Annotated in this window: 22 protein-coding genes; 10 read left to right on the forward strand and 12 right to left on the reverse strand. The window is 70.5% G+C overall.

The window, feature by feature from the left end:
• Positions 1 to 4 precede the first annotated feature (4 nt).
• The gene (locus AB0K73_RS19365; RefSeq protein WP_360518590.1) at positions 5 to 1,432 is read left to right on the forward strand and encodes an aspartate aminotransferase family protein; all 1,428 of its coding nucleotides are present in this window, start codon (positions 5 to 7) and stop codon (positions 1,430 to 1,432) included.
• A gap of 69 nt (positions 1,433 to 1,501) precedes the next feature.
• A complete protein-coding gene (locus tag AB0K73_RS19370) occupies positions 1,502 to 2,986 on the forward strand; it encodes an FAD-dependent oxidoreductase (protein WP_360518587.1) in 1,485 nt (494 codons plus the stop codon).
• On the opposite strand, the gene AB0K73_RS19375 is transcribed toward AB0K73_RS19370, so the two are convergent.
• From AB0K73_RS19375 to AB0K73_RS19395, 5 genes are all read right to left on the reverse strand, one after another.
• Complete coding sequence (locus tag AB0K73_RS19375; RefSeq protein WP_360518584.1) at positions 2,883 to 3,632, reverse strand: Pr6Pr family membrane protein; 750 nt, start codon at positions 3,630 to 3,632, stop codon at positions 2,883 to 2,885. The genes AB0K73_RS19370 and AB0K73_RS19375 overlap by 104 nt on opposite strands.
• 106 nt (positions 3,633 to 3,738) lie before the next feature.
• A complete protein-coding gene (locus tag AB0K73_RS19380) occupies positions 3,739 to 4,872 on the reverse strand; it encodes an FAD/NAD(P)-binding oxidoreductase (protein WP_360518581.1) in 1,134 nt (377 codons plus the stop codon).
• A gap of 54 nt (positions 4,873 to 4,926) precedes the next feature.
• Complete coding sequence (locus tag AB0K73_RS19385; protein WP_360518578.1) at positions 4,927 to 5,751, reverse strand: amino acid ABC transporter ATP-binding protein; 825 nt, start codon at positions 5,749 to 5,751, stop codon at positions 4,927 to 4,929.
• The gene (locus tag AB0K73_RS19390) at positions 5,738 to 6,403 is read right to left on the reverse strand and encodes an amino acid ABC transporter permease (RefSeq protein ID WP_360518575.1); all 666 of its coding nucleotides are present in this window, start codon (positions 6,401 to 6,403) and stop codon (positions 5,738 to 5,740) included. The genes AB0K73_RS19385 and AB0K73_RS19390 overlap by 14 nt, the downstream gene beginning before the upstream one ends.
• Positions 6,404 to 6,430: 27 nt before the next feature.
• A complete protein-coding gene (locus AB0K73_RS19395) occupies positions 6,431 to 7,246 on the reverse strand; it encodes an amino acid ABC transporter substrate-binding protein (RefSeq protein ID WP_360518572.1) in 816 nt (271 codons plus the stop codon).
• A gap of 200 nt (positions 7,247 to 7,446) precedes the next feature.
• Here AB0K73_RS19395 and AB0K73_RS19400 point away from each other — a divergent pair, with 200 nt between their 5' ends.
• The 4 genes from AB0K73_RS19400 (at position 7,447) to AB0K73_RS19415 (ending at position 10,171) form a co-directional block, all read left to right on the forward strand.
• Entirely contained in the window at positions 7,447 to 7,902 is a 456-nt protein-coding gene (locus AB0K73_RS19400) for a DUF6069 family protein (protein ID WP_360518569.1), read from the forward strand.
• A gap of 10 nt (positions 7,903 to 7,912) precedes the next feature.
• Entirely contained in the window at positions 7,913 to 9,058 is a 1,146-nt protein-coding gene (locus tag AB0K73_RS19405) for a histidine kinase (RefSeq protein ID WP_360518566.1), read from the forward strand.
• Complete coding sequence (locus AB0K73_RS19410) at positions 9,055 to 9,693, forward strand: response regulator transcription factor (RefSeq protein ID WP_360518563.1); 639 nt, start codon at positions 9,055 to 9,057, stop codon at positions 9,691 to 9,693. The genes AB0K73_RS19405 and AB0K73_RS19410 overlap by 4 nt, the downstream gene beginning before the upstream one ends.
• A gap of 151 nt (positions 9,694 to 9,844) precedes the next feature.
• Complete coding sequence (locus tag AB0K73_RS19415) at positions 9,845 to 10,171, forward strand: hypothetical protein (protein WP_360518560.1); 327 nt, start codon at positions 9,845 to 9,847, stop codon at positions 10,169 to 10,171.
• 68 nt (positions 10,172 to 10,239) lie between these two features.
• Here the strand turns inward: AB0K73_RS19415 and AB0K73_RS19420 are convergent, their stop codons facing one another.
• The 3 genes from AB0K73_RS19420 to AB0K73_RS19430 form a co-directional block, all read right to left on the reverse strand.
• Positions 10,240 to 10,494 (reverse strand): hypothetical protein, encoded by a 255-nt coding sequence (locus AB0K73_RS19420; protein WP_360518557.1) that lies wholly within the window; start codon positions 10,492 to 10,494, stop codon positions 10,240 to 10,242.
• Positions 10,495 to 10,577: 83 nt separating this feature from the next.
• A complete protein-coding gene (locus tag AB0K73_RS19425) occupies positions 10,578 to 11,786 on the reverse strand; it encodes an acyl-CoA dehydrogenase family protein (protein ID WP_360518554.1) in 1,209 nt (402 codons plus the stop codon).
• 14 nt (positions 11,787 to 11,800) lie between these two features.
• Complete coding sequence (locus tag AB0K73_RS19430) at positions 11,801 to 12,958, reverse strand: CoA transferase (RefSeq protein ID WP_360518551.1); 1,158 nt, start codon at positions 12,956 to 12,958, stop codon at positions 11,801 to 11,803.
• A gap of 116 nt (positions 12,959 to 13,074) precedes the next feature.
• Between AB0K73_RS19430 and AB0K73_RS19435 the strand changes: the two genes are divergently transcribed.
• From AB0K73_RS19435 to AB0K73_RS19445, 3 genes are all read left to right on the forward strand, one after another.
• Complete coding sequence (locus tag AB0K73_RS19435) at positions 13,075 to 13,845, forward strand: GntR family transcriptional regulator (protein WP_360518548.1); 771 nt, start codon at positions 13,075 to 13,077, stop codon at positions 13,843 to 13,845.
• Positions 13,826 to 14,587, forward strand: a complete 762-nt coding sequence (locus tag AB0K73_RS19440; protein WP_360518545.1) for a cache domain-containing protein — start codon at positions 13,826 to 13,828, stop codon at positions 14,585 to 14,587. Before AB0K73_RS19435 ends, AB0K73_RS19440 begins: the two co-directional genes overlap by 20 nt.
• 106 nt (positions 14,588 to 14,693) lie before the next feature.
• Positions 14,694 to 16,058, forward strand: a complete 1,365-nt coding sequence (locus AB0K73_RS19445; protein ID WP_360518542.1) for an NAD-dependent succinate-semialdehyde dehydrogenase — start codon at positions 14,694 to 14,696, stop codon at positions 16,056 to 16,058.
• 63 nt (positions 16,059 to 16,121) lie between these two features.
• Here the strand turns inward: AB0K73_RS19445 and AB0K73_RS19450 are convergent, their stop codons facing one another.
• From AB0K73_RS19450 to AB0K73_RS19460, 3 genes are all read right to left on the reverse strand, one after another.
• Positions 16,122 to 17,264, reverse strand: a complete 1,143-nt coding sequence (locus tag AB0K73_RS19450) for an FAD-dependent oxidoreductase (RefSeq protein WP_360518539.1) — start codon at positions 17,262 to 17,264, stop codon at positions 16,122 to 16,124.
• Between the two features lie 122 nt (positions 17,265 to 17,386).
• Positions 17,387 to 19,021, reverse strand: a complete 1,635-nt coding sequence (locus AB0K73_RS19455; protein WP_360518536.1) for a response regulator transcription factor — start codon at positions 19,019 to 19,021, stop codon at positions 17,387 to 17,389.
• A 99-nt stretch (positions 19,022 to 19,120) separates the two neighbouring features.
• Positions 19,121 to 20,179: a metallophosphoesterase family protein gene (locus AB0K73_RS19460; protein WP_360518533.1), complete on the reverse strand. Its 1,059-nt coding sequence runs from the start codon at positions 20,177 to 20,179 to the stop codon at positions 19,121 to 19,123.
• A gap of 222 nt (positions 20,180 to 20,401) precedes the next feature.
• Here AB0K73_RS19460 and AB0K73_RS19465 point away from each other — a divergent pair, with 222 nt between their 5' ends.
• On the forward strand, positions 20,402 to 21,925 hold the full coding sequence (locus AB0K73_RS19465) for an amino acid permease (protein ID WP_360518530.1): 1,524 nt from the start codon (positions 20,402 to 20,404) through the stop codon (positions 21,923 to 21,925).
• Here the strand turns inward: AB0K73_RS19465 and AB0K73_RS19470 are convergent.
• On the reverse strand, positions 21,922 to 22,263 hold the full coding sequence (locus AB0K73_RS19470) for a hypothetical protein (protein ID WP_360518527.1): 342 nt from the start codon (positions 22,261 to 22,263) through the stop codon (positions 21,922 to 21,924). The two genes, AB0K73_RS19465 and AB0K73_RS19470, sit on opposite strands and share 4 nt — an antisense overlap.
• Positions 22,264 to 22,374 lie beyond the last annotated feature (111 nt).

Here is a 22,374-nt window from a genome sequence, read left to right on the forward strand (position 1 = left end):
CATCATGACCGACACCCTCACCGGGACGGCGACGGATGCCGCGACGGCCTCCTACGTCGACCGGCACGGCACGCGGCATCCGCTGCCCGACGCCGCGGCCGACGCGCAGGTGCGCGCCGACGACCGCGGCCACGTGTTCCACTCGTGGAGCGCGCAGGCGCTCATCGACCCGCTGCCCGTCGCGGCGGGCGAGGGCTCGACGTTCTGGGACTACCAGGGCAACGCGTACCTCGACTTCTCGAGCCAGCTCGTGAACCTCAACCTCGGGCACCAGCACCCCGACCTCGTCGCCGCCATTCAGCAACAGGCGGGGCGCCTCGCGACCATCCAGCCGTCGATGGCGAACGACGTGCGCGGCGAGCTCGCCCGCCGCATCGCCGAGGTCGCGCCCGGCGACCTCGACAAGGTCTTCTTCACCAACGGCGGCGCCGACGCCAACGAGCACGCGGTGCGGATGGCGCGAGCCGTCACCGGCCGGCGCAAGGTGCTCTCGATGTACCGCAGCTACCACGGCGGCACGGCCACCGCGATCTCGCTCACGGGCGACCCGCGCCGCTGGGCGAACGAGCCGAGCGACGGCAGCGTCGTGCACTTCCTCGGGCCCTACCCGTACCGCTCGTCGTTCCACGCCGCGAACGAGGCCGAGGAGACCGAGCGTGCGCTCGCGCACCTCGAGCAGGTCATCACGCTCGAGGGCGCGAACACGGTCGCGGCGATCATCATCGAGACCGTCGTGGGCACCAACGGCGTGCTCGTGCCGCCGCCCGGCTACCTGCAGGGCGTGCGCGACATCTGCGACCGATTCGGCATCGTCTACATCGCCGACGAGGTCATGGTCGGCTTCGGCCGCGTCGGCGAATGGTTCGCCGTGAATCACTTCGGCGTCGTCCCCGACCTCATCACGTTCGCGAAGGGCGTGAATTCGGGCTACGTGCCCCTCGGCGGCGTCGTCATCTCGCAGCGCATCGCGTCGCACTTCGACACGGTCGCGTTCGCGGGCGGACTCACGTACTCGGGGCATCCGCTCGCCTGCTCCGCCGGCGTCGCGACGTTCGAGGTCTTCGAGCGCGACGGCATCCTCGAGCACGTGCGCGACCTCGGCTCGCGCGTGGTCGAGCCGCGGCTGCGGTCGATGGCCGAGCGGCATCCGTCGATCGGCGACGTGCGCGGCCTCGGTCTGTTCTGGGCCATCGAGTTCGTGAAGGAAGCCGAGACCCGCGAGCCCCTCGTGCCGTTCAATGCGAGCGGAGCGGATGCCGCGCCGATGGGCGCCGTGGCCGCCGCGTGCAAGCAGGCGGGGCTGTGGCCGTTCACGCACTTCAACCGCATGCACCTCGCGCCGCCGCTCGTCATCGCCGAAGACGAGCTGGTGCGTGGCCTCGACATCATCGACGAGGCGATCACGGTGGCCGACGGCTACGTCGGCGCCTGACACGACGCCGGGGTGAGGAGCGACCTTCTTCGACCCGCGTGTCGGAGGGCGTCGGCTAGCCTGAGTCCCATGGACTCTCGGGCGGCGTCCGACGGCATGGCCCGGCGAACCTTCCTCGCCGCGTCGCTGTCGGGGATCACCGCCCTCGCGCTGTCGAGCTGCGTCTGGCCGCAGCCGAAGCCGTCGCCCACGCCGCCGCGCACGTCGACGCCGAAGCCGATCCCGGGCGTGCCCGAGCCCACGATGATGCGCCGTTCGAAGTGGGCCGACGATCCGTTCGCGCGCGGTGCCTTCAGCTTCGACGCCGTCGGCTCCACCCCCGAGCACCGCGAGGCGCTCGGCGAGCCGGTGAGCGAGCGGCTGGTCTTCGCCGGCGAGGCCTGCTCGACGGATGCCCCGGGCACCCTGCAGGGGGCCCGGGATTCGGGCCTGCGCGCGGCCAGCCACGTGATGCGGCCTGGCAGCCCCGGTGAACGCGTCGCAGTCGTGGGCGCCGGCGTCGCCGGACTCACGGCGGCCCGCGAACTCCTCGACGCCGGGTACGAGGTCGTCGTGCTCGAGGCCCGCGAGCGCATCGGCGGCCGCGTCGACACGGTCGACGTCCGCGGCGGCGACGGCACGGCCGAGCTCGGTGCGATGTTCATCGGCGACGACGCGGGTCTCGAGCTCGAACTCGCCGCCGCCGAGCTCGAGCTCCGTCCGACGCCGCGTTCGACACTCGTGCGCGCCGTCGATGGCACGGCCGTCGAGCCGTCGGATGCCGGGCGGCAGGCGATCGCCGCCGCGCAGGCGTGGGCCAAGGCTCGGTCGGTGGATGTGTCGCTCGCAACGGCGCTCGCGGAGTCGGGCGTGCTGCCGCTGCCGTCCGAACCTGCCGACGACGGCACCACGCCTGCGGACTGGCTCCGCCATGCGCTCGCCAGCGGCGTGGAGCCGGCCGTCGGTGCCCCGCCGACCCGCGTCTCGGCGCAGCGGTTCGATGCCGCCCGGGCCGAGGCATCCGGAGCCTTCGTCACCGGACCCCTCTCCGATTGGCTCGACCACCTCGCCGAGCCGCTCGAGGTCGTGCTCGCGAGCGCCGTCGTGCGCATCGCCTATGACGACGAGCAGGTGAGCCTCCGGTTCGACTCGGGCGAGTCGCTCTCGGCCGACCGGGCGATCGTCACCGTGCCGCTCGGCGTGCTGCAGACCGACACCATCGCGTTCGAGCCGGCGCTGCCGCTCATGCACCAGCGCGCCATCACGACGCTCGGCATGGGGGTCGTCGATACCGTGCGGATGCGCTTCGACGAGCCGTTCTGGCGCTCGCCGGCGCCGGCGTCGCCACGGCCGGGCGACGAGCCGGTCGATCCGCCGGTCTTCCTCAGCACCGTCGGCACCGTGCCGGCCGTCGCGCTGTGGATCGACGTCGGCGTCGCGTCGGGCACCGACGAACCCGTGCTTGTCGGGCTCATCGCTGCCGGACAGGCTCGGCGGCTGGAGCAGGTGAACGACGGGGAGTTCCGGGAGGCAGTGCTGCCCGGGCTCGCGCCCTTCGCCACAGCCGCCGGTTGATCGCCACGAGGGCCGCGGTCAGCACGAGGAAGATCACGAGCACGAGCGCGCAGTAGAGGGCGACGCCCACGAGCCCGTCGACCTGGGCCTCGTCGAGGAAGAAGTACGGGTACCAGCCCACGTCGGCACCGCGCACCAGCGTGTACGCGAGCCAGATCGACGGGTACACGACCACCCAGCCGACGGTCGACCACGGCACGCGTGGATTGAGCCCCAGCACGCTGTCGGTGGTCCACGCGATCGCGGCGAGCCCCGGCACGACGAAGTGCAGCAGCGTGTCCGACCAGGGCACATCGACGCGGTAGTCGCGGGTCGACGCCTGGGCGACGATGAGCCCGAACACGATGCCCGACACGAGCACGTAGGCCGACACCACCGTGCGGAGGATGCCCAGCCACGCCGGGTCATTCGGCCGCAGCAGCGCGAACGCGGCCGCCAGCAGCAGGGTCGCGACGGCCGCGATCGCCGACTGCACCGTGAAGTAGCTGAAGAAGTTCGCGGTCGCGAACGACCGGAAGCCGAGCACGTATTGGTAGTTGGCGACGATCGCCACGATCTCGAGTGCCGCGATGGCGAGACGGAAGACACCCAGCGCCCGGCGAGCCTGCAGGCTCCATGGCACGTCTCCCGGGCGGCGAGCAGGCATGCGTCCACGCTACGCGACTGGCCCTCGTGGCCTCGGGGACGGGCGGGCAGGCGACCCGAGAGCGCGCAGCTCCGCCGCCCGGGCACGCCCGACCCGGCAGGCCTGATCAGGCATTGAGGCCGAACCAGCGCGCACTGCGCACGGCGCCGAACTGCGCCTTGTCGGCGGCGAACTCGACGGAGGGGCCGACCAACTGCGCGCTCGGACCGCCGGGTGCGCCGAAGTCGACCTCGATGCGTCCGACCTCGCCGCCCCCGAACTCCATGAAGCAGGTGCCGACGCCGCCACGGACCTGGTCGCCCTCGCCCCGAATCCGGCGCACGATCTGCGAGGCGACGGCGCGCGCCGCGCTCTCGGAGAACGAGCCGGCCTTCGGCATGCCGACCTCGACGCAGTCGCCGATGGCCCACACGCCCGGGAACTTCGTCTCGAACGTGGCGCGGTCGACGGGGATCCATCCGTCTTCGCTGAGCCCCGAGTCCACGAGCACGCCCGGCACGCGGTGCGCGGGGATGCCGATGAACAGGTCGAAGGGTTCGTCGTGGTCTGCGAGGTGCGCGACCCGTGCGTCGGGGTCGATCCCGTGCACGCGGTGCTGCTTGGTGAGCGCGATGTCGCGCTCCCGGAGTGCCGCCTCGATGGCGGCCGACACCGACGCCGAGATGGGGATGGGCGCCGGTTGGGGCGTCACGACGTGGATCGAACTGGTGTCGCGGATGCCTCGGGCGACGAGTTCGTCGTGCACCAGCAGCGCACCCTCGTACGGTGCCGGAGGGCACTTGTAGGGGATCGAGAGGATCGCGAGCATGATGCGCCCCCCGCGGAAGGTCGCGAGCTCGTCGCGCAGTCGCGCGGCGCCCTCCACCGAGTAGAACTCGAAGCCGCCCTCGGCGAACCCCGGAGTCGCGCCCACGTCGTAGCCCGCGCCGAGTGCGATGACGAGGAGGTCGGGATCGAAGGTCGCGCCGTCGGTGACGACACGGCGGGTCGCAGGGTCGATCTCCAGCACACGCTCTCGTCGGAACTCCAAGCCCGGCTTCGAGATGCTCGCGTACGGAAGACGGATCTCGTCGGGCGTGCGCCGACCGGTGAGCACATCGAGCTTCGAGAAGCCGAAGAAGAACGAGTCGTTCTGGTCGACGAGCGTCACGTCGACGGCGCCGGGCAACTGCTCGGAGAGGACGCTCGCGAGCTCGAGCCCGCCGAACCCCGCACCGAGGATCAGGACATTCGTCGTCATGCCCTCATGATCGTCGGGGGTGGCTCCGACGTCCAGAGCCGCTGTGCCGCCGCCTCAGTCGAGCGGTCGCAGGATCCGGTCGAGGAATCGGCGGGTGCGCTCCTCGGTCGGCTTCGTGAAGATGTCGCCCGGTGCGCCGCGCTCGACCACGACCCCGCCGTCGAGGAACAGCACCTCGTCGGCCGCCTGCCGCGCGAACTGCAGCTCATGCGTGACGACGACCATGGTCCAGCCCTCGTCGGCGAGCTCCTTGATGACCTGCAGCACCTCGCCCACGAGCTCGGGATCCAGCGCGCTCGTCGGCTCGTCGAAGAGCAGCAGGTCGGGCTTCAGGGCGAGCGCCCGCACGATGCCGACACGCTGCTGCTGTCCGCCCGACAGCTGGAACGGGTAGGCGTCGCGTTTCTCAGCCAGTCCGACACGGTCGAGCAGAGCGGATGCCTCGGCGAGCGCCCGCGCCCTCGGCACCCGTTGCACGCGCACGGGCCCCTCGATCACGTTCTCGATGACCGTCATGTGCGGGAACAGGTTGTGCTGCTGGAAGACCATGGCCGAGCGGTCGCGCATCGCGAACCGCGCGGTCTTCGCGAACGGCTTCGAGAAGTCGAGCTCGGGTCCGCCGGCGAACGACAGGATGCCGCCATCGGGGGACTCGAGGCCGTTGAGCGAGCGCAGCACCGTGGTCTTGCCCGACCCGCTCGGGCCGATGAGCACCACGACCTCGCCCCGCCGCACCTCGAAGTCGAAGCCCTTCAGCACCTCGTTGTCGCCGAACGACTTGCGGATGCCGCGTGCGGTGAGCAGCACCGAGTCGTCGGGCGGGGTCTCGGGGGCGAGCGGATCGATGGGATCAGTGGGCGACGGATCAGTGGGCGACATAACGGTCGAGCCTCCTCTCGAGGGCGCTCTGCCCGCTCGACAGCGCGAGGCACACGATCCAGTACACGAGCGCCGCCTCGAGGTAGAGCAGCATGAACTCCTGGCTGAACGCGGCGATCTGCTGCGCCACCCGGAACAGCTCGGTGACGAGGATGAGCGACGCGAGCGACGTGTCCTTCACGAGCGAGATGAACGTGTTCGACAGCGGCGGCACCGACACGCGCGCGGCCTGGGGCAGGATGATGCGCCGCAGCGTCGTCGTGTGCGACATCCCGATGGTGTAGCCGGCCTCCCACTGCCCCTTCGGCACCGAGAGGATCGCAGCCCGGATCACCTCGGCGGCGTACCCGCCGACGTTGAGCGAGAACGCGACGATGGCGCTCGGCCACGGGTCGATGACGAGGCCGACGGCGGGCAGTCCGTAGAAGATCACGAAGAGCTGCACGAGCAGCGGCGTGCCGCGGATGACGGACACGTAGAAGCGCGCGGCGCCCGAGAGCAGCCGGTTGCGCGAGAGGCGCGCGAGCGCCACGCCGAGCGCGAGTACGAGGCCGATCGCGAACGAGGCGAGGGCGAGCGGGATGGTGCCGCTCACCCCGCCCCACACGATGGGCCAGAACGACTCGAGGAACAGCTGCCAGCCGGATGCCACGAGAAGACCCCCTTCGGGCTGCTTCGCCTACTCCGAGACGTCGGCCCCGAAGTACATCTCGCCCAGCTCGGCGAGCACGCCCTCGTCCCGCAGCTCGGCGAGCGCCTCGTCGATCGCGGCGACGAGCGCCTCCTTCTTCTTGGTGAGCGTGAAGGCGCTGAGCGACGGGTCATCGGTCTCGGCGGCGATCTCGAGGCCGGACGCACCGTTCGTCTTCGCGTAGTCGAGGAACGTGAGCTCGTCGTTGATGGTCGCATCGACGCGGCCCTGCTCGAGGAGCGCCACGGCCTGCGCCCATCCCTCGACGGCCTCCACGTTCGCCCCGGAGGACTGCGCGAGCTCGTACCAGTTGCTCGTGAGCGACTGCGCGGTGGTCTTGCCGGCGAGGTCGTCGAAGCTCGTGACCGACGTGTCGCCCTCCTTCACCACGATGACGCCGGGTGACACCGTGTAGGGCTCGCTGAAGAGGTACTGCTCCTCGCGCTCGGGGTTGATCGACACCTGGTTCGCGATCACGTCGAAGCGACCCGCGTCGAGGCCCGCGAAGATCGCGTCCCACTGGGTCTCCTGGAATTCGATCTCGAGCCCGAGCTTCTCGGCCACGGCCTCGGCGATCTCCACGTCGTAGCCGACCAGGTCGCCAGATCCGTCTTCGTGGTAGCTGAACGGGCGGTAGGTGCCCTCCGTCGCGACCGTGAGCGTGCCGGCGCTCACGAGGCCGTAGTCGTCGCCACCGGCCGCGGCCTCCGTGCCGTCGTCGGTGGCTCCGCTCGAGCAGGCCGCGAGCGCGAGGACGGCGGCGGATGCGGCGGCGAGGCCGAGCAGGGTGCGGGCGCGTGACATGGGTGATGCTCCGTTCGTGACGTGGGCGGGGTACCGGTTGGTTCGTTCGGATCGGCCGGCGCGACGAGTCCATCACGTGGCCGATCGTCGAATGAAACCTCGTGACGTCGCGTTGCATTTCCCGACTGTGACATTCGTCCTGCCGATGACGGGACATCGCCCACTGGGTCGGCGGCGACCCGCTCCGTAGCGTCGAGGACATGGACATCACGGCAGACACCCGCATGAATACACCGGATGCCGCGGCATCCCCCGCGGCGGCGCGCCGCAGCCTGCTCATCCGCTCGCTCACGCTCGTGGTCGCCGCTGCGGCCGGGCTCGCGGTCTGGACCGTCAGCGTGCCGCTGCTCGGACTGGACCTCACCGTCGGCCCTGCGACGTCCGCGCAGACGGTCACGCCGGCCTCGGTCGTCGTTGCGGCGATCGTTCCCGGCGTCGTCGCGTGGGCTCTGCTCGCACTGCTCGAACGATTCCGGCACGGGCGACGCGTGTGGCTCGTCGTAGGCTGGGTCGTGCTCGTCCTGTCGCTCGCCGGGCCGCTCTCGATGGGCGCGGAGGCCGGCACGCTGGCGAGCCTGACCGTGATGCACGTCGTGGTCGGTGCGATCCTGATCGCCGGCCTCACGCGGGCGAGGATTGACCGCTCCCTGAAGTGAACGGGGTTCGATGATGGTCGCCGACCGCGCGAGCGAGCGCCTCGATCGCATCCCCGTGCTGTCGGCGCTCGCCCGACGGCCGAGTCCGTGGTTCGCGCTCGCCTGGGCGCCCCTGCTCCTCCTCGGACCGGTGATCGACGCCGTCGCGACGACGGATCTCCCGCGCGTGATCGCGCTCGCCGTGCTCGGTTCGTGGTTCGCGGTGACGGTATGGCTGCCGTACCTGGGGGCGGGCCGACCGCGCTGGCGATCGGAGCTCGCATTCGCCGGGTTCCTCGCGCTCGCGGCGGCCTACGTCGGGATCTGGCACACCGACGAGGAGTTCGTCTTCCCGCTCATCGCGATCGCGGCTGCCGTGGCGATTCGCCGGCACTGGGCGCTCGGCATGGTGGGCGCGGCAGCCATCTCGGGAGCGACCTCCACGGGCTTCGAGCGAAACTCCCTCGATGCCGCGTTGTTCCTCGGCTTCTCGACCTACTTCGCCGGAGTCGGCACGTTCCTCGTGCGGTACCTGGTGGATGTGGTCGGCGAGCTGCGCCGCACGCGCGAGCAGCTCGCCGACGCCGCCGTGGCCGCGGAGCGGTTGCGGTTCTCCCGTGACCTGCACGACCTGCTCGGGCACACGCTCTCGGTCATCGTGGTCAAGGCCGAGGCGATCCGCCGTCTCGTCGGCTCGGATCCCGACGCCGCCGCCACCCATGCACACGACGTCGAGACGATCGGCCGGCGGGCCCTCGCCGACATGCGGGACGCGGTCACCGGCTATCGGTCGATGCGGCTCGCCGACGCGCTCTCGGCGGCCCGTACCGCGCTGGGCGCCGCCGACATCGAGCTGGAGGTCGCGGTGCCGCCGGATGCGCTCGACACGCAGGCGGATGCGCTGCTCGGCTGGGTCGTACGGGAGGGGACGACCAACGTGCTGCGCCACTCCGGTGCGCGACGGTGCCGGATCGTGGTCACGGCCGGACGTGGCCTCGCCCGCATCGAGATCACCGACGACGGCCGCGGAGCGGCAACACCCGAGGGCGATGGGCTCGCGGGCCTCAGGGAACGACTGCAGTCCCTCGGCGGCGAGGTCTCGGCGACGTCGACCGACGAGGGCTTCCGGCTGGCCGCCGCCGTCCCGGATCGCCCGAGTGAGCGGGGAGGCCGATGACCGAGTCGACGACCCCACCGCCGACCGCACCGACGACGATCCTCATCGCGGAGGACCAGGGCATGATGCGTTCGGCCCTCGCGAGCCTGCTCGAGCTGGAGGACGATCTCACCGTCGTCGCCGAGGTCGCCCGCGGCGACGAGATCATCCCCGCCGCCCGCCGCGCCCGTCCCGACGTCGCGCTCCTCGACATCGAACTGCCGGGGCGGAGCGGACTCGACGTCATTCCCGACCTTCGGGCGGCCGTGCCGTCCTGCTCCGTGGTCGTCGTCACGACCTTCGGCCGGCCCGGCTACCTGCAGCGCGCGCTCCGGGCGGGCGCGCGCGGCTTCCTCGTCAAGGACGACCCGGTGGAGCAGCTTGCCGCAGCGATCCGCCGGGTGCGGGCGGGTGAGGTCGTGATCGATCCCGGTATGGCGGGCCAGGCGCTCGGGCTCCCGCCCGATCCGCTCACGGATCGCGAGCGCGAGGTGCTCGCGGCATCCGTGGACGGATCGCCCATCGCCGACATCGCCGCACGCCTGCATCTCTCGCCCAGCACGGTGCGCAACCACCTCTCCTCGGCGATCGGCAAGACGGCTGCACGCAACCGACAGGAGGCGCTCGCCATCGCCCGCGACAACGGCTGGCTGTGATCGAGGCCGGCACATGCCCCGCGCGGAATACCGACCCGAATCTCCTCGCGCAACCCCTCGCCTCCACCCGCTCCGCACCGCTACTCTGGCGGCGACGTGGGAGTTCCCTCCCGCGTCGCGGTGGCCCAAACGCCAAACCCGAAGGAAACCCATGATCGCATTGTCCTGGCTCCTCATCATCGCCCTCGCCGGCGGAGCGCTCGCGCTCGTCGACGGTGTACTCCGCCTCCGCGGACGCGGCAGGTCGATCATCGGCATTATCGAGATCATCGTCGCCGCACTGTTCCTGCTGTCGCTGTTCCTGCCCGGCATCCCGTTCGGCTCGATCGTGCTCGGCATCGTGCTGATGATCGTGCTCGTGGTCGCGCTCGTCGTGGGCGGGCGCAGGGGTCGCGGCCTCGCGATCGGCGCACTCGTGGTGCTCGCCATCTGGTTCATCCTCGTGAACCGCTGGCTCGTCATCCCCGGCGTCAACTGATTTGAAGCAGACCGCGGGCCGGCTGTCCTGTTCGGACAGCCGGCCCGCGTCATGCGCGGCGCGTCAGGTCAACGCCCGTATTCCGAACTCCAGGCGAGCGCGTCGACGGCGTCGCCTCCGATCTCGGGATGCTTCGCGCGGAACTCGGCCGAGCCGGCGCTGAAGTCGGCCTCGAGCCGACGGGCGGCCTTGGCGAGTGCGGGCCCGGCTTCGCTTCCGAATCGTGCGATCACGCGTGCATCGTCACGCACCGGACTGGGAGTCGAGCCCCATCCGGTCCATTCGACGACGGCGCGGGTGAGACGAGGCTCCATTGCCTTCATCACTTCTCCTTCTGTTGGAACGGTGCCACAGTACTCCGCCGGAGCGAGGTTGTGTCCGGGCCTTCGGGGATTTCACGGCGGCGTCAGAACGCGTTCAACCCCGTGAGCTCCCGTCCGAGCACGAGCTGGTGGATCTCGTCGGTGCCCTCGTACGTGCGTACCGACTCGAGGTTCGCGGCGTGCCGCATGACGGGGAAGGCGTTCGTGATGCCGTCGCCGCCGAGGATCGCCCGCGCCTGGTGCGCGATCTCCAGGGCCTCCCGCACGCTGTTCAGCTTGCCGACCGAGACCTGTGCGGGGGTGAGGGCGCCGCGCTCCTTGAGCCGGCCGAGGTGCAGTGCGAGCAGGATGCCCTTCTCGACCTCCAGGAACATGTCGGCGAGCTTGGCCTGGATGAGCTGGTTCGCGCCGATCGGCTTGCCGAACACCTCGCGCTCGGTCGAACGCGCGAGCGCCGCCTCGAGGCACGATCGGGCCGCGCCCATGGCGCCCCACACGATGCCGTACCGGGCCTCGTTGAGGCATCCGAACGGCCCCGAGAGTCCGGATGCCCCGGGCAGCATCGCGTCGCCGGGCACGCGCACCCCGTCGAGCTCGATGTCGCACTGCACCGAGGCGCGCATCGAGAGCTTGCCGTCGATGGCCGTGGCCGTGAACCCGGGCGTGGACGTCGGCACGAGGAACCCGCGCACGGCCTTGGCGCCAGCTCCGAAGGAACCGCCCTGGTCCAGAACGCGCGCCCAGACGACCGCCACGTCGGCGAGGGTCGCAAGGCCGATCCAGCGCTTGGCGCCGTCGAGCACCCACTCGTCGCCCTCACGGCGGGCGGTGGTCGTCATCGCGGCGGGGTCGCTGCCGCCCTGCGGCTCGGTGAGGGCGAAGCATCCGATGAGCTCGCCCGTCGCCATGCCGGGGAGCCACTGCTGCTTCTGCTCCTCGGAGCCGTACTTGTGGATCGCACTCATCGCGAGCGACCCCTGCACCGAGACGAACGTGCGCCAGCCGCTGTCGGCGGCCTCGAGTTCGAGGCAGACGAGCCCGTACGAGACGGCGCCGGCCCCCGCGCATCCGTAGCCCGTGAGGTGCATGCCGAGGAGTCCGAGCTCGCCGAGCTCGCGCACCAGCTCGCGGCGGAAGTGCTTCTGCTCGAAGTCCTCCTCGATCACCGGCATGATGCGCTGCTGCGCGAAGCGCCGGGCGCGCTGCTGCCACTCGCGCTCCTCGTCAGCGAGCAGTGCATCGAAGTCGAACACGGCGTCGATGCGGGGCGCGGTGACGGTGACGTCGGTCATCGGGGTCCTTTCGGTCATGCTCGTGGGAGCCAGTCGGCGCCGTCGTGCTCGCCGAGGGCGGGCGGCGCAGTGCGGTAGTCGGGCGGCGAGGCGGTGAGCCCGATCGGGTTCGCCATCGAGCGGTGCGGGGCGGCCGAACCGTGCGCCTCTGGGGCGAGGGCGACCGGATCGAGGCCGAGCGCCTCGGCGAACGCGATGGCCTCGGCCACGTCGTTCACGATCCCAGAGGGCACGCCTTCGCGTGTCAGGGCGTCGACCCAGTGGGCAGCGGATGCCCCGGCGAGCGCCTGCTCGATGACCTCGTGCAGCTCGACACGATGCGCGACGCGCTCGGCGTTGCCGCGGAACCGCTCGTCGGCGGCAAGGCCCGGGACGCCCAGTACCTCGGCGAGGGCGCGGAACTGCTTCTCGTTGCCGACCGCGATGACGAGCTCTCGATCGGCGGCCTGGAACACGGCATATGGCGCGATGCTGGGATGCTTGTTGCCCATGCGCCGGGGCGGCGTATCGGTGGCGAGCGTCGAGGAGGCCTGGTTGGTGAGCGCCGAGAGCAGGCTCTGCAGGAGATTGACCTCGACGAGCTGCCCCTCCCCGGTGCGGTCGCGCTCCCGCAGCGCGAGCAGGATGCCGGCCACCGCGTTCTGGCCGGTGAGCACGTCGACGAGCGCCACGCCCGCCTTCGACGCCTCGCCGTCAGGATGGCCAGTGATGCTCATGAGTCCGCCGACCGCCTGCACGAGCAGATCGTATCCGGCGAGCGCCGCGCCCTGTCCAGCGCCGAATCCCGTGATCGAGCAGTACACGACGCCGGGGTTCGCGGCGCGAACCGTCTCGTGGTCGAGCCCGAACCTCGCCATCACGCCCGGGCGGAAGTTCTCGACGACGACGTCGGCGGATGTCGCGAGCCGACGTGCCTCGACGAGGCCCGCGGCATCCGTGAGATCGAGGCGCACCGAACGCTTGTTGCGGTTGACGGCGCCGAAGTAGGTGGCGCGACCCGTGGCATCGACGGGCGGAACCCAGTGTCGTGTGTCGTCGCCCGACGGCGGCTCGATCTTGACGACGTCGGCGCCGAAGTCGGCGAGCAGCATGGTGGCGTAGGGTCCGGCGAGCACGCGCGAGAAGTCCGCGACGCGCACGCCCGAGAGCGGTGGTGTGGGTCGCTCGTGCATCGGATCCGCCTTCGCCGGACGGCGACCGCCGGTGGTCGCCGTGAATTCCTCCTATCCTGAATGATTTTTTCGCGCGGCGCCACTCGGGGCCCGATTCGCCGGGGTAGCCTGAACCCATGGAGCCGAGGGTGGGACCGGGTGCGCGCGAGGCCGTGTTCGCCCAGCTCGCCGACGCCGGGCGCGCTGAGCAGGTCGCGCAGCGCCTGACCGACGGCATCGTGCTCGGCGTGCTGCACCCCGGAGAGCGGCTGCCCAGCGAGCCCGAGCTCGCCCGCCGGTTCGGCGTGGCGCTCATCACCGTGCGCGAGGGACTCGGGATCCTCCGCGAGGCCGGACTCGTCGAGACCCGCCGCGGGCGCGACGGCGGCAGCTTCGTCGTCGAGGGCGACGCCCCGCACCGCCCCCTCATCACGTCCCGTCTGCGGGCGCTCGCCCAGGTCGAGCTCAGCGACATGGCGGTGTACTTCGGCGCGATCTTCGGAGCCGCCGCCGAACGAGCGGCCGAACGCGCCGCCGAAGGCGACGGCGAGCGCCTGACCGCGTGGCTCGCCGCCGCGGACTTCGGTACCGCGGCATCCGCTCGAACCAATCAGGGCGGGTTCTTCCTCGAGGTGGCCGTGCTCAGCCAGTCGGCGCGACTCGTGCGGGAGCAGATCCGGCTGCAGGCCGAGTTCGGCCCGCTGCTGCTGCTCGGCCTCGACGACGAGGCGGTGCGCACCGAGGCGACGGCGCGAAATCGCGCGATCACCCGCGCCGTCACCACGCATCGACCCGCGAAGGCCCGCGAGGCCGCCGGCACGCTCGTGCGCGTGCTCTCCGAGCACCTCCTGGCCGCGAAGGCCCGGATCGAACGGGGAGGCGCGCTCGATGAGCCGATCAGCGCGTGACGTCGCGGTGGCCGTCGGGGGCGTCTTCGCGGGCGTGTTCGACCAGCTGTCCGCGTGGCGGGCGCCGATCGAGCATCTCATCGCGAACTCCCCCGAGGTGCGGCCCGCCGAGCTCGACGGCGCCGTCGCCGACCTCGTGCTCCCCCGCCTCACCGAGCCCGACCCGCTCCTCGTCGGCGCCGGCTTCATCGCCGACGGCGAGATCGTGCGCGGCCGCGACGTGCACTTCGCGTGGTGGCTCGGACCGCTCGACGCGAACCCCGTGCTCGGCTCGACGACCGAGCCGACACGCCTCGATCTCACGACGCGGGGCTACACGGAGTACCTCCGCGACTTCCGCGCGCTCGAGTGGTACGCGATCCCGGCGAGCACCCGGCACGCGCACGTCACGGGCCCCTACGTCGATCACCTCTGCACGTGCGACTACATCCTCACACTCACCATGCCCGTGCACGCCGGTGGCGCGTCGGACGATGCGTCGGGCATCGCCCGCATGGTCGGTGTCGTCGGCGCAGATGTCTCGGTGCGCGGCCTCGAGCGGGAGCTCCTCGGGGCGCTCCTCGACGTGCCCGAACCGCTCGCGCTCGTGAACGAGGCGGGCCGCGTCGTCGTCTCCACGGAGCCCACGCTCCAGGTCGGGCAACTCGCGGGCGCGTGGGAGCACGCGGAGGCGTGCCCGGGCACCCCGTTCCGCGTGCTCGTCGCGCCGGCGGCCGGGCTCGTGGCATCCGGGTCGAATTGAATCATTTGCTGTTATATCTTTGACGGAACGAGCGTATGCACCGCGGCAGACGCCCTTCGACAGGCTCAGGCAACGATGGCGCGGTGCACCCGAGAAGGAGAACCCCATGAGCTATGCCGTGACCAATCCTGCGACCGGTGAGGTCCTCAAGACCTACCCGACGATCACCGATGCGGAGCTCGAGGCGGCCATCGCCGCGGCCGACGAGGCGTTCCGCACGTGGTCGAAGTCGACGACCGTCGAGGAGCGCGCCGCCCTCATCCGCCGGGTGGGCGAACTGCACGTCGACCGCCGCCAGGAGCTCGCCGAGATCATCGTGCGCGAGATGGGCAAGCCCATCGAGCAGGCGCTCGCCGAGGCCGACTTCGCCGGCGATATCTACTCGTACTACGCCGACAACGCCGCCGAGTTCCTGAAGGACGAGCCGGTGAAGCTGCTCGCCGGCGACGGCTCGGCCGTGGTGCGGCGCAGCCCGCTCGGCGTGCTGCTCGGCATCATGCCGTGGAACTTCCCGTACTACCAGGTCGCGCGCTTCGCCGGGCCGAACCTCATCATCGGCAACACGATCCTGCTCAAGCACGCCGAGCAGTGCCCCGAGTCGGCCGAGGCGATGCAGCGGATCTTCCGCGACGCGGGCTTCCCCGAGGGCGCGTACGTCAACATCTACGCGTCGCACGACCAGATCGAGACCGTCATCGCCGACCCGCGTGTGCAGGGCGTCTCGCTCACGGGCTCCGAGCGCGCCGGCGCCGCCGTCGCCGAGGTCGCCGGCCGTCACCTCAAGAAGGTCGTGCTCGAGCTCGGCGGATCCGACCCGTTCATCCTGCTCTCGACCGACGACCTCGACACCGCCGTGCAGAACGCCGTCGATGCTCGTCTCGACAACAGCGGCCAGTCGTGCAACGCCGCCAAGCGCTTCATCGTGGTGGACGACCTCTACGAGCCGTTCCTCGAGAAGTTCACCGCCAAGATCGCCGAGGTCGAGGCATCCGACCCCACCTCGAGCGATTCGGCGCTCGGGCCGTTGTCGTCGCTGAAGGCCGCCGAAGGTCTCGAGCAGCAGGTGCAGCGCGCGGTCGAGCACGGCGCCAAGCTCGTGCACGGCGGCACGCGCGAGGGTGCGTTCTTCCAGACCACGGTGCTGACGGATGTCTCGAGCGACAATCCCGCGTCGAAGGAGGAGTTCTTCGGCCCCGTCGCGCAGGTGTACCGCGCTGCCGACGAGCGCGACGCCGTGCGGATCGCGAACGACATCCCGTTCGGCCTCGGGTCGTACCTCTACACGACCGATCCCGAGCAGGCCGACCGCGTCGCGAACGAGATCGAGGCCGGCATGGTCTTCGTGAACGTCGTGCTGGCGGACGGCGCGGAGCTGCCCTTCGGCGGCATCAAGCGCTCGGGATCGGGTCGCGAGCTCGGCCGCTTCGGCGCCGACGAGTTCGTGAACAAGAAGCTGATCCGCGTCGGCTGACGCTCATTGTAGGAACCAGGAGCGGGCGACCCGGAACAGGTCGCCCGCTCCTGTTTCTCGCGTTCACGCGGTCATCCGCTGCGGTTCCCGTCGTCGCGGGGCCGTTGCCGCCTGCGGGCCGCTGCGCGCCGCGATGTACCTCGCAAGGTAGGCCGCGTCACGGCTCACACCGGGCAGGCTCGCCGACATGATGGCGTACATCAGCTCCTGCCCGAGCACGTAGAGACCGGGAACGGGGGTGACGACGCCGCGATGCTGGATGAGCCGCCCATCGTCGTCGAACGCCGGAACGTCCATCCAATCGAGCTCCTCACGGTACCCCGTGCACCAGATCACGTTCGTCACGTCGAGCACGTCGCCGTCGCCGACGACCGGCCGACCGTCGTGGGTCCCCGTCATGCGGGTGACGCGCGTCACGCCGGCGGCCTCCAGGTCCGCCGTCTTGGTGCGCATCAGCGGCGTACCCTTCGCGCCCGCCTTGGGCAGCACCTTGCGTCCGAGCGGCGTACCGAGCGTGAGGACGTGCAAGCCCGCGAACCGCACGACGGGGAGCACGAATCGGGCGGCCGCCCGACCGTGACGCACCGGCAACTCACCTGACGGGGTCCCGGCGAGGATCGTCGGGCGCGTACCGCTCAGCTCCAGGGCGATCTCCGCGCCCGAATTCCCGACCCCGACGACGAGCACGCCCCCCGGCTGCAATTGCCCGGGGTTCCGGTACTCGCTCGAGTGGAGTTGGAGGACGGATGTCCCGAGCCCGCGCGCAAGGTCCGGCACGTTCGGTGCGCCGCATCCGCCCGTGGCCACGACCACGTTCTCCGAGATCCAGCGGCGTTCGCCCGCCGAGACGACGAAGTGATCGTCGTCGCGCCACAGTCGATCCACGCGGACACCGGTGATCACCGGCAATCCGAACCTGGCGGCGTACGCCTCGAGATACTCGGCCAGTTCGTCCTTCGTCGGGAAGCCGAGTCGATCGCCGGGGAACGGCATCCCCGGGAGGCCGTCGTACTTGGCCGGAGTGAACAGTCGGAGCGAGTCCCAACGCACCCGCCACGCGTCGCCGACGCGGTCGTGGGCGTCGAGGATCGCGATGTCTCGACCTTGTCTCGTCAGGTGGTACCCGATCGCGAGCCCGGCCTGTCCACCACCGATCACGACGGTGTCCAGCACTCGACCCGACCCGTGCTCTGCGCTGTCGTTCATGATCCGACCTCCTCGACCGCGATGTTCATCGTGCCGAGGCTACGAATCAGGCCACTGATGCCGCGTCGGATGAACCACCCATCCTTTCGGGCGTGGCGTGGGGCGTTCTGTGCAGGCGGCGGTCAGCCGGCCAGGTCGTGCTGGTACGCGAATGCGGTCGCCGCCGACCGGGACGAGACGCCGAGCTTGGCGTAGATGTTGCTGAGGTGCCGGGCGACCGTCTTCTCGCTGAGGTAGAGGTCCAACGCGATACGCCGGTTGGTCTTGCCCGCCGCCACCAGCCGCAGCACTTCGATTTCGCGCGGCGTGAGGCCGCCGACCGGACCGGGCGCGTGCGACGCCATCAGCGCCTCGGTGGCAGCGAGCGCGATCCGGGCGCCGAGATCCGCGAACGAGGTGAGGGCTGCGTCGAGCTCCATGGCCGCAGACACCTCATCTCCCGACGCGCGGCAGGCTCTCGCCGCGATGACCCGGCATCGTGCTGCCTCGTAGGGCACGTCGAGCTCGCGCCATCGGGCCCATGCACGCCGCGCGGTCAACAGGGCGGCCGGGGCGTCACCCTCCTCCAGTAGGACCGCCGCCTCCCACTGATCGACGATGGCCCGGATCATCGGCATCGTGCACACCTCCTGCACGGCCTTCAGCTCCTCGACGATCGCCCTCGCCGCGCGAACATCGCCGGCGGCGAGTTCGATCTCGACGGCGGCCGCGAGCATCCATCGCCGTTCCGACGGATCAGCTCGGTCGACGGCACCGCGGACCAGTGACTGGGCGAGCTTCGTCCGGCCCTGCGCGAGGCGAAGCAGCGCAAGTCCGGGCTGTGGTTCCCAGCCGGTCTGCGCGGCACGTTCGTACGACGCTTCCGCGAGCTCGAGCTGCCCGCGCAGCCGATGCACCTCTCCGCCCTGGTACCAGGCACTGAACAGCCCGTCGCGGTCACCGCGTCCCGACCGTTCCTGCGCCGACCCCGCTGCGACGAGCGCATCGCCCCAGGCCCCGTGCAGGATGAAGAGTGCCGCGCGCTGGGCCTGGCACTGTCCGCTGAAGGCGACCATGTCGGGTTGCGCCTCGCACCAGTGGTCGAGCGCGCGCGTCCATTCGTGGGCGCGACGCAGGTCGAAGGCGAGCCTGCAGCACTGCAGCATCGCGCAATAGACGATGCCGGACGGTATCGGCGAGACCTCCCCGGCCGTGACGGCGACCATCACCTCGTCGAGCAGCATCAGCCCGGACTCGGGGTCTCCCACCATGATCATCGCCTGGCCCTGACCGAGGTGCGACAGCGCGATCAGGTCGGGGTCGCCGAACCGACGCGCGAACTCGGCCGCCTGCTCGAACGCCGCCGCGGCCTTCGTTCCATCGCCGGCGTACAACGCACCGAGCCCCTCGGGAATCAGGAGGAAGCCCTGGCTCACGCCCGCTGCCGGATCCGTCTCCACGAGGCGCTGCGCGCGGGCGAACCAGCCCGTGCTGCGCGCCCGATCGCCGAGGTCCATGAGCTGCATTCCGAGCCACGCCGCGCATCGCGTCGCCCCCGCCGTGTCGCCAGCGCCGAGGAAGGCTTCATGTGCACGGGTCAGCGCGTCGACGCCGTCCTGGGCGTTCCCGACGAGGAACGCGGATGTGGCGAGGCGCTCGAGGTCTTCCGGCGTGGTCGTGGACTCATGTTCGGCGCGGCCGAGTTCCGCGATGGCCTCGCTCCATCGATGTTCCTGATATGCAACTCGGCCCCGATCGAGGGCGGTCGGCGCGTTCATGACGCCTCCAAGAACCGGCGGGCCGGGCGACGCCGGTGTCGCACTCGGCCCTGGGCTCAGGCTAGCCCCGTTGGACCGGTGCGACAACGGCGAAGCCGCTCAGGAGGCGGTGTACGGCACGCGCTCCCAGCTCAGCACGCCCTCGCCGCCGGCGGAGTTCGACCGCACCGAGACCCGCAGCCACTCGTTCGAGGTCGCGGCGCCTTCGACGGTCACCCGGCGGACGTTGTCGAGCTCGTCCTGCCCGTAGATCGCGAGCCAGGGCGAGCCGGCGGCCAGGGGCGCGTCGTCGTTGAAGACGTGGCTGTCACCGTTGAACAGGTAGACCTCGCCGTCGAACGCGCGGGAGCCCTTCGCGATCGCCTCGACGATCGGGCGGAAGCCGCTCACCAACTCGGGATGCTCGGCAGCGCCGGCTCCGAGGAGGAACGGGTCGAACATGTCCGCCTGGGTCATGATGACGACCGCGCGGGCATTGGTCACCGTCGCGTCGGCGAAGGTGCGTTCCAGCTGTTCGATGTCGGCCGCGGTGCGGGCTGCGACCTCCTCCAGCTGGGCTGCCGCGGGTTCGGTGAGGCCGAGGCCGGTCCAGGGCTGCAGCGAGTTGTTGGACCCCTGCACGTTCAGCACCGAGAAGGCCACCCGCTGCACGCCGAACGTGACGTTCTCGGGCAGGGCCGCGTCGGGCACGGTGACCGGCATGTTCGCGCCGAGTGTCTTGCCGGGATGCGCGAAGAACACCGAACGCAGGGCGTCGAGACGCTCCAGCGGATCATAGGAGCCGTTGTTCGTGCGGTGGCAGTCCACCCACTCGTTGTCGCCGGGCGTGTAGACCAGCGGCGCCTCGAAGCGATCGAACTGCGCCTTGATCGCGGCGAAGTACTCGTCGGTGCACTGGGCGGAGCCCGCCTTGATGTCGCCGACGTGCGACACGAACCGGAGGTCCTCCTGCTCGTTCAGTTCCGAGACCATCGCCGGGAACCGCGAGTACTGGGCCGAGCCGTAGGGCACGTCGCCGATCACGGCGAAGCTGAAGGCCTCATCCTGCGGGGCATCCGACCGCTCCGAAGCGGCCTGGGCGGGGGCTGTGGTCGACATGGCGAGGGCCAGCGCGACGGCGGCGGCTCCCGCGAGAGACAGGGTTCTGGACGATGACATTGGGGCTCCACAACTGGTCGGGATGCGTCGGGCGACGCAACATTAGGCGCGCCAGGCGACGACCTCGGGAAGGCGAGGTTGCCCCGCGATGAACGGTCGGCTCGCGACATCCGGAATGCAAATCATCCGGTGCTATAGCTTTAGAGCCGAAGGTATGGCAAGCTGGCGCAACCGGCGTCCGGGGTGGCGGACGCGATCAATGAAGATCACGGAAAGGCGAAGATGTCCGCACCCGCGAAGCCGGCCGAACTCGGCGACGGCGAGCACCTCAAGGTCCTCGGTTACGAGGACTCCTTCAACCGCTCGATGAGCCTGTGGGCGAACTTCGCCCTCGGCTTCACCTACCTCTCGCCGCTCGTCGGCGTGTACTCGCTGTTCGCCCTCGCCCTCACCGTGGGCGGCCCACCCTCGATCTGGTGGATCGTCATCGTCGGCGCCGGGCAACTGCTCGTCTCGCTGGTCTTCGGCGAGGTCGTCTCGCAGTACCCGATCCACGGCGGCATCTATCCGTGGGCGCGACGGCTCTGGGGTCGGCGCTACGCGTGGATGGCCGCCTGGGTCTACATCTGGGCCATGATCGTCACCATCACGGCCGTCGCCGAATACGGCTCGGGATTCACGGCGAGCCTGTTCGGCATCGAGCACACCGCCGACACCACGCTGTGGATCACGCTCGGACTGCTCGTGGTCGCCCTCGCCATCAACATGACCGGGACGAAGTGGCTCGCCCGGGTGGCACGCATCGGCCTGGCCGCCGAACTCATCGGCGTCATCGGGCTCGGCCTCTACCTGCTGGTGTTCCAGCGCAAGCAGGAGTTCGGCGTGTTCTTCGACACCATGGGCGTCGAAGGCGATGGCAGCTACCTCACGGCATTCGTCGGCGCCGCACTCGCCGGGCTCTTCCTCTTCTACGGGTTCGAGGCCTGCGGCGACGTCGCCGAGGAGGTCGCGAACCCGGCGCGTCGTATCCCGAAGGCGATGATCATGACGATCCTCGTCGGCGGCGTCTCGGCGCTGTTCTCCTTCGGAGGCTATGTGCTCGCGGCGCCCGATCTCGGCGCGATCGTGGCGGGCGACGACGCCGACCCGATCCCGGCGATCCTCGAGTCGACGCTCGGCCCGGTGGGAGCGAAGCTCTTCCTCGTGGTGGCCGTCACCGCGTTCCTCTCCTGCGTGCTGAGCCTGCAGGCTGCGGCCAGCCGGCTGCTCTTCTCGTTCGCCCGCGATCGGATGCTGCCCGGCCACCGCTGGCTCTCGAAGGTCTCGGAGAAGAGCAAGGTCCCGACCAACGCCCTCGTCGTCGCCTGCACGGTGCCCGCACTCATCGCCGTGCTGGTGTGGCTGAACGCCGACCTCCTCTACCCCGTGACGGCGTTCGCGGTGCTCGGCATCTACGTGGCGTTCCAGATGGTCGTGCTCGCGTCGCTGCGGCAGCGCGTGCGCGGGTGGAAGCCTGCCGGGGCGTTCTCGCTCGGCCGCTGGGGCATCGTCGTGAACGTCGCCGCGCTCGCCTACGGCGTGTTCGCGATGATCCTCCTCGCGACGCCCGGCACCTCGGGCGACGTCGTCACCGACTGGATCGTGCTCATCGGCCTCGGCGTCGTGCTCGCGACCGGCGTGGCGTACCTGCTCCTCGCGAAGCCCGACCACAACTCCGACGCCCCGGCCGGCGACGCCATCGACGTCGCCGAACGCCTGCGGGCGCACCGGGGCGAGGACGCCGCGGCACCCACCGTCGTGGGCTAACGAGCACCCGCGTATCCACGCGCCCCTCGGAGCCTCCGGGTTCCGGGGGGCGCGTCGTCGCGCTGCATCCCGGGGTCGGCGGCGCGCCGCCTGCCCATGCAGAGCACGAGCATGATCGCGCAGGAGACGACGTAGAACGTGTGCAGCGCCCAGATCGGTCCGATGGGGAGGCTGAACACGTAGAGCGAGTACACGACGTTGGCGGCGTTGATCATGACCATGCTCGGAAGGCTGTACGACGAGACATCCCTGGTGCGCAGCGCCTTGCCGAGCATCGGCAGGTTGCTGACCGCGAACACCACGGTCGAGACCGTGCCGGCGATCAGTGGGATGTCCATGCCCAGAACGGTACGGCGCGGCATCCCCTTGGCGCGTCGGCCGAACTCCCCATCTTTCCCGGAGGCCTGGCATGGGTCATTCTGCGCATGGCGGCGACAGGCTGCACCGAT

Source organism: Agromyces sp. NPDC052230 (assembly GCF_040679595.1).
Classification (GTDB): Bacteria; Actinomycetota; Actinomycetes; order Actinomycetales; family Microbacteriaceae; genus Agromyces.

Excerpts from the sequence above, each read along its gene's own strand:
- AB0K73_RS19365 (WP_360518590.1), top strand. The coding sequence starts at position 5 with ATGACCGACACCCTCACCGGGACGGCGACGGATGCCGCGACGGCCTCC.
- AB0K73_RS19370 (WP_360518587.1), top strand. The coding sequence starts at position 1,502 with ATGGACTCTCGGGCGGCGTCCGACGGCATGGCCCGGCGAACCTTCCTC.
- AB0K73_RS19375 (WP_360518584.1), bottom strand. The coding sequence starts at position 3,632 with ATGCCTGCTCGCCGCCCGGGAGACGTGCCATGGAGCCTGCAGGCTCGC.
- AB0K73_RS19380 (WP_360518581.1), bottom strand. The coding sequence starts at position 4,872 with ATGACGACGAATGTCCTGATCCTCGGTGCGGGGTTCGGCGGGCTCGAG.
- AB0K73_RS19385 (WP_360518578.1), bottom strand. The coding sequence starts at position 5,751 with ATGTCGCCCACTGATCCGTCGCCCACTGATCCCATCGATCCGCTCGCC.
- AB0K73_RS19395 (WP_360518572.1), bottom strand. The coding sequence starts at position 7,246 with ATGTCACGCGCCCGCACCCTGCTCGGCCTCGCCGCCGCATCCGCCGCC.
- AB0K73_RS19400 (WP_360518569.1), top strand. The coding sequence starts at position 7,447 with ATGGACATCACGGCAGACACCCGCATGAATACACCGGATGCCGCGGCA.
- AB0K73_RS19405 (WP_360518566.1), top strand. The coding sequence starts at position 7,913 with ATGATGGTCGCCGACCGCGCGAGCGAGCGCCTCGATCGCATCCCCGTG.
- AB0K73_RS19410 (WP_360518563.1), top strand. The coding sequence starts at position 9,055 with ATGACCGAGTCGACGACCCCACCGCCGACCGCACCGACGACGATCCTC.
- AB0K73_RS19415 (WP_360518560.1), top strand. The coding sequence starts at position 9,845 with ATGATCGCATTGTCCTGGCTCCTCATCATCGCCCTCGCCGGCGGAGCG.
- AB0K73_RS19420 (WP_360518557.1), bottom strand. The coding sequence starts at position 10,494 with ATGAAGGCAATGGAGCCTCGTCTCACCCGCGCCGTCGTCGAATGGACC.
- AB0K73_RS19425 (WP_360518554.1), bottom strand. The coding sequence starts at position 11,786 with ATGACCGACGTCACCGTCACCGCGCCCCGCATCGACGCCGTGTTCGAC.
- AB0K73_RS19430 (WP_360518551.1), bottom strand. The coding sequence starts at position 12,958 with ATGCACGAGCGACCCACACCACCGCTCTCGGGCGTGCGCGTCGCGGAC.
- AB0K73_RS19435 (WP_360518548.1), top strand. The coding sequence starts at position 13,075 with ATGGAGCCGAGGGTGGGACCGGGTGCGCGCGAGGCCGTGTTCGCCCAG.
- AB0K73_RS19440 (WP_360518545.1), top strand. The coding sequence starts at position 13,826 with ATGAGCCGATCAGCGCGTGACGTCGCGGTGGCCGTCGGGGGCGTCTTC.
- AB0K73_RS19445 (WP_360518542.1), top strand. The coding sequence starts at position 14,694 with ATGAGCTATGCCGTGACCAATCCTGCGACCGGTGAGGTCCTCAAGACC.
- AB0K73_RS19450 (WP_360518539.1), bottom strand. The coding sequence starts at position 17,264 with ATGAACGACAGCGCAGAGCACGGGTCGGGTCGAGTGCTGGACACCGTC.
- AB0K73_RS19455 (WP_360518536.1), bottom strand. The coding sequence starts at position 19,021 with ATGAACGCGCCGACCGCCCTCGATCGGGGCCGAGTTGCATATCAGGAA.
- AB0K73_RS19460 (WP_360518533.1), bottom strand. The coding sequence starts at position 20,179 with ATGTCATCGTCCAGAACCCTGTCTCTCGCGGGAGCCGCCGCCGTCGCG.
- AB0K73_RS19465 (WP_360518530.1), top strand. The coding sequence starts at position 20,402 with ATGTCCGCACCCGCGAAGCCGGCCGAACTCGGCGACGGCGAGCACCTC.
- AB0K73_RS19470 (WP_360518527.1), bottom strand. The coding sequence starts at position 22,263 with ATGGACATCCCACTGATCGCCGGCACGGTCTCGACCGTGGTGTTCGCG.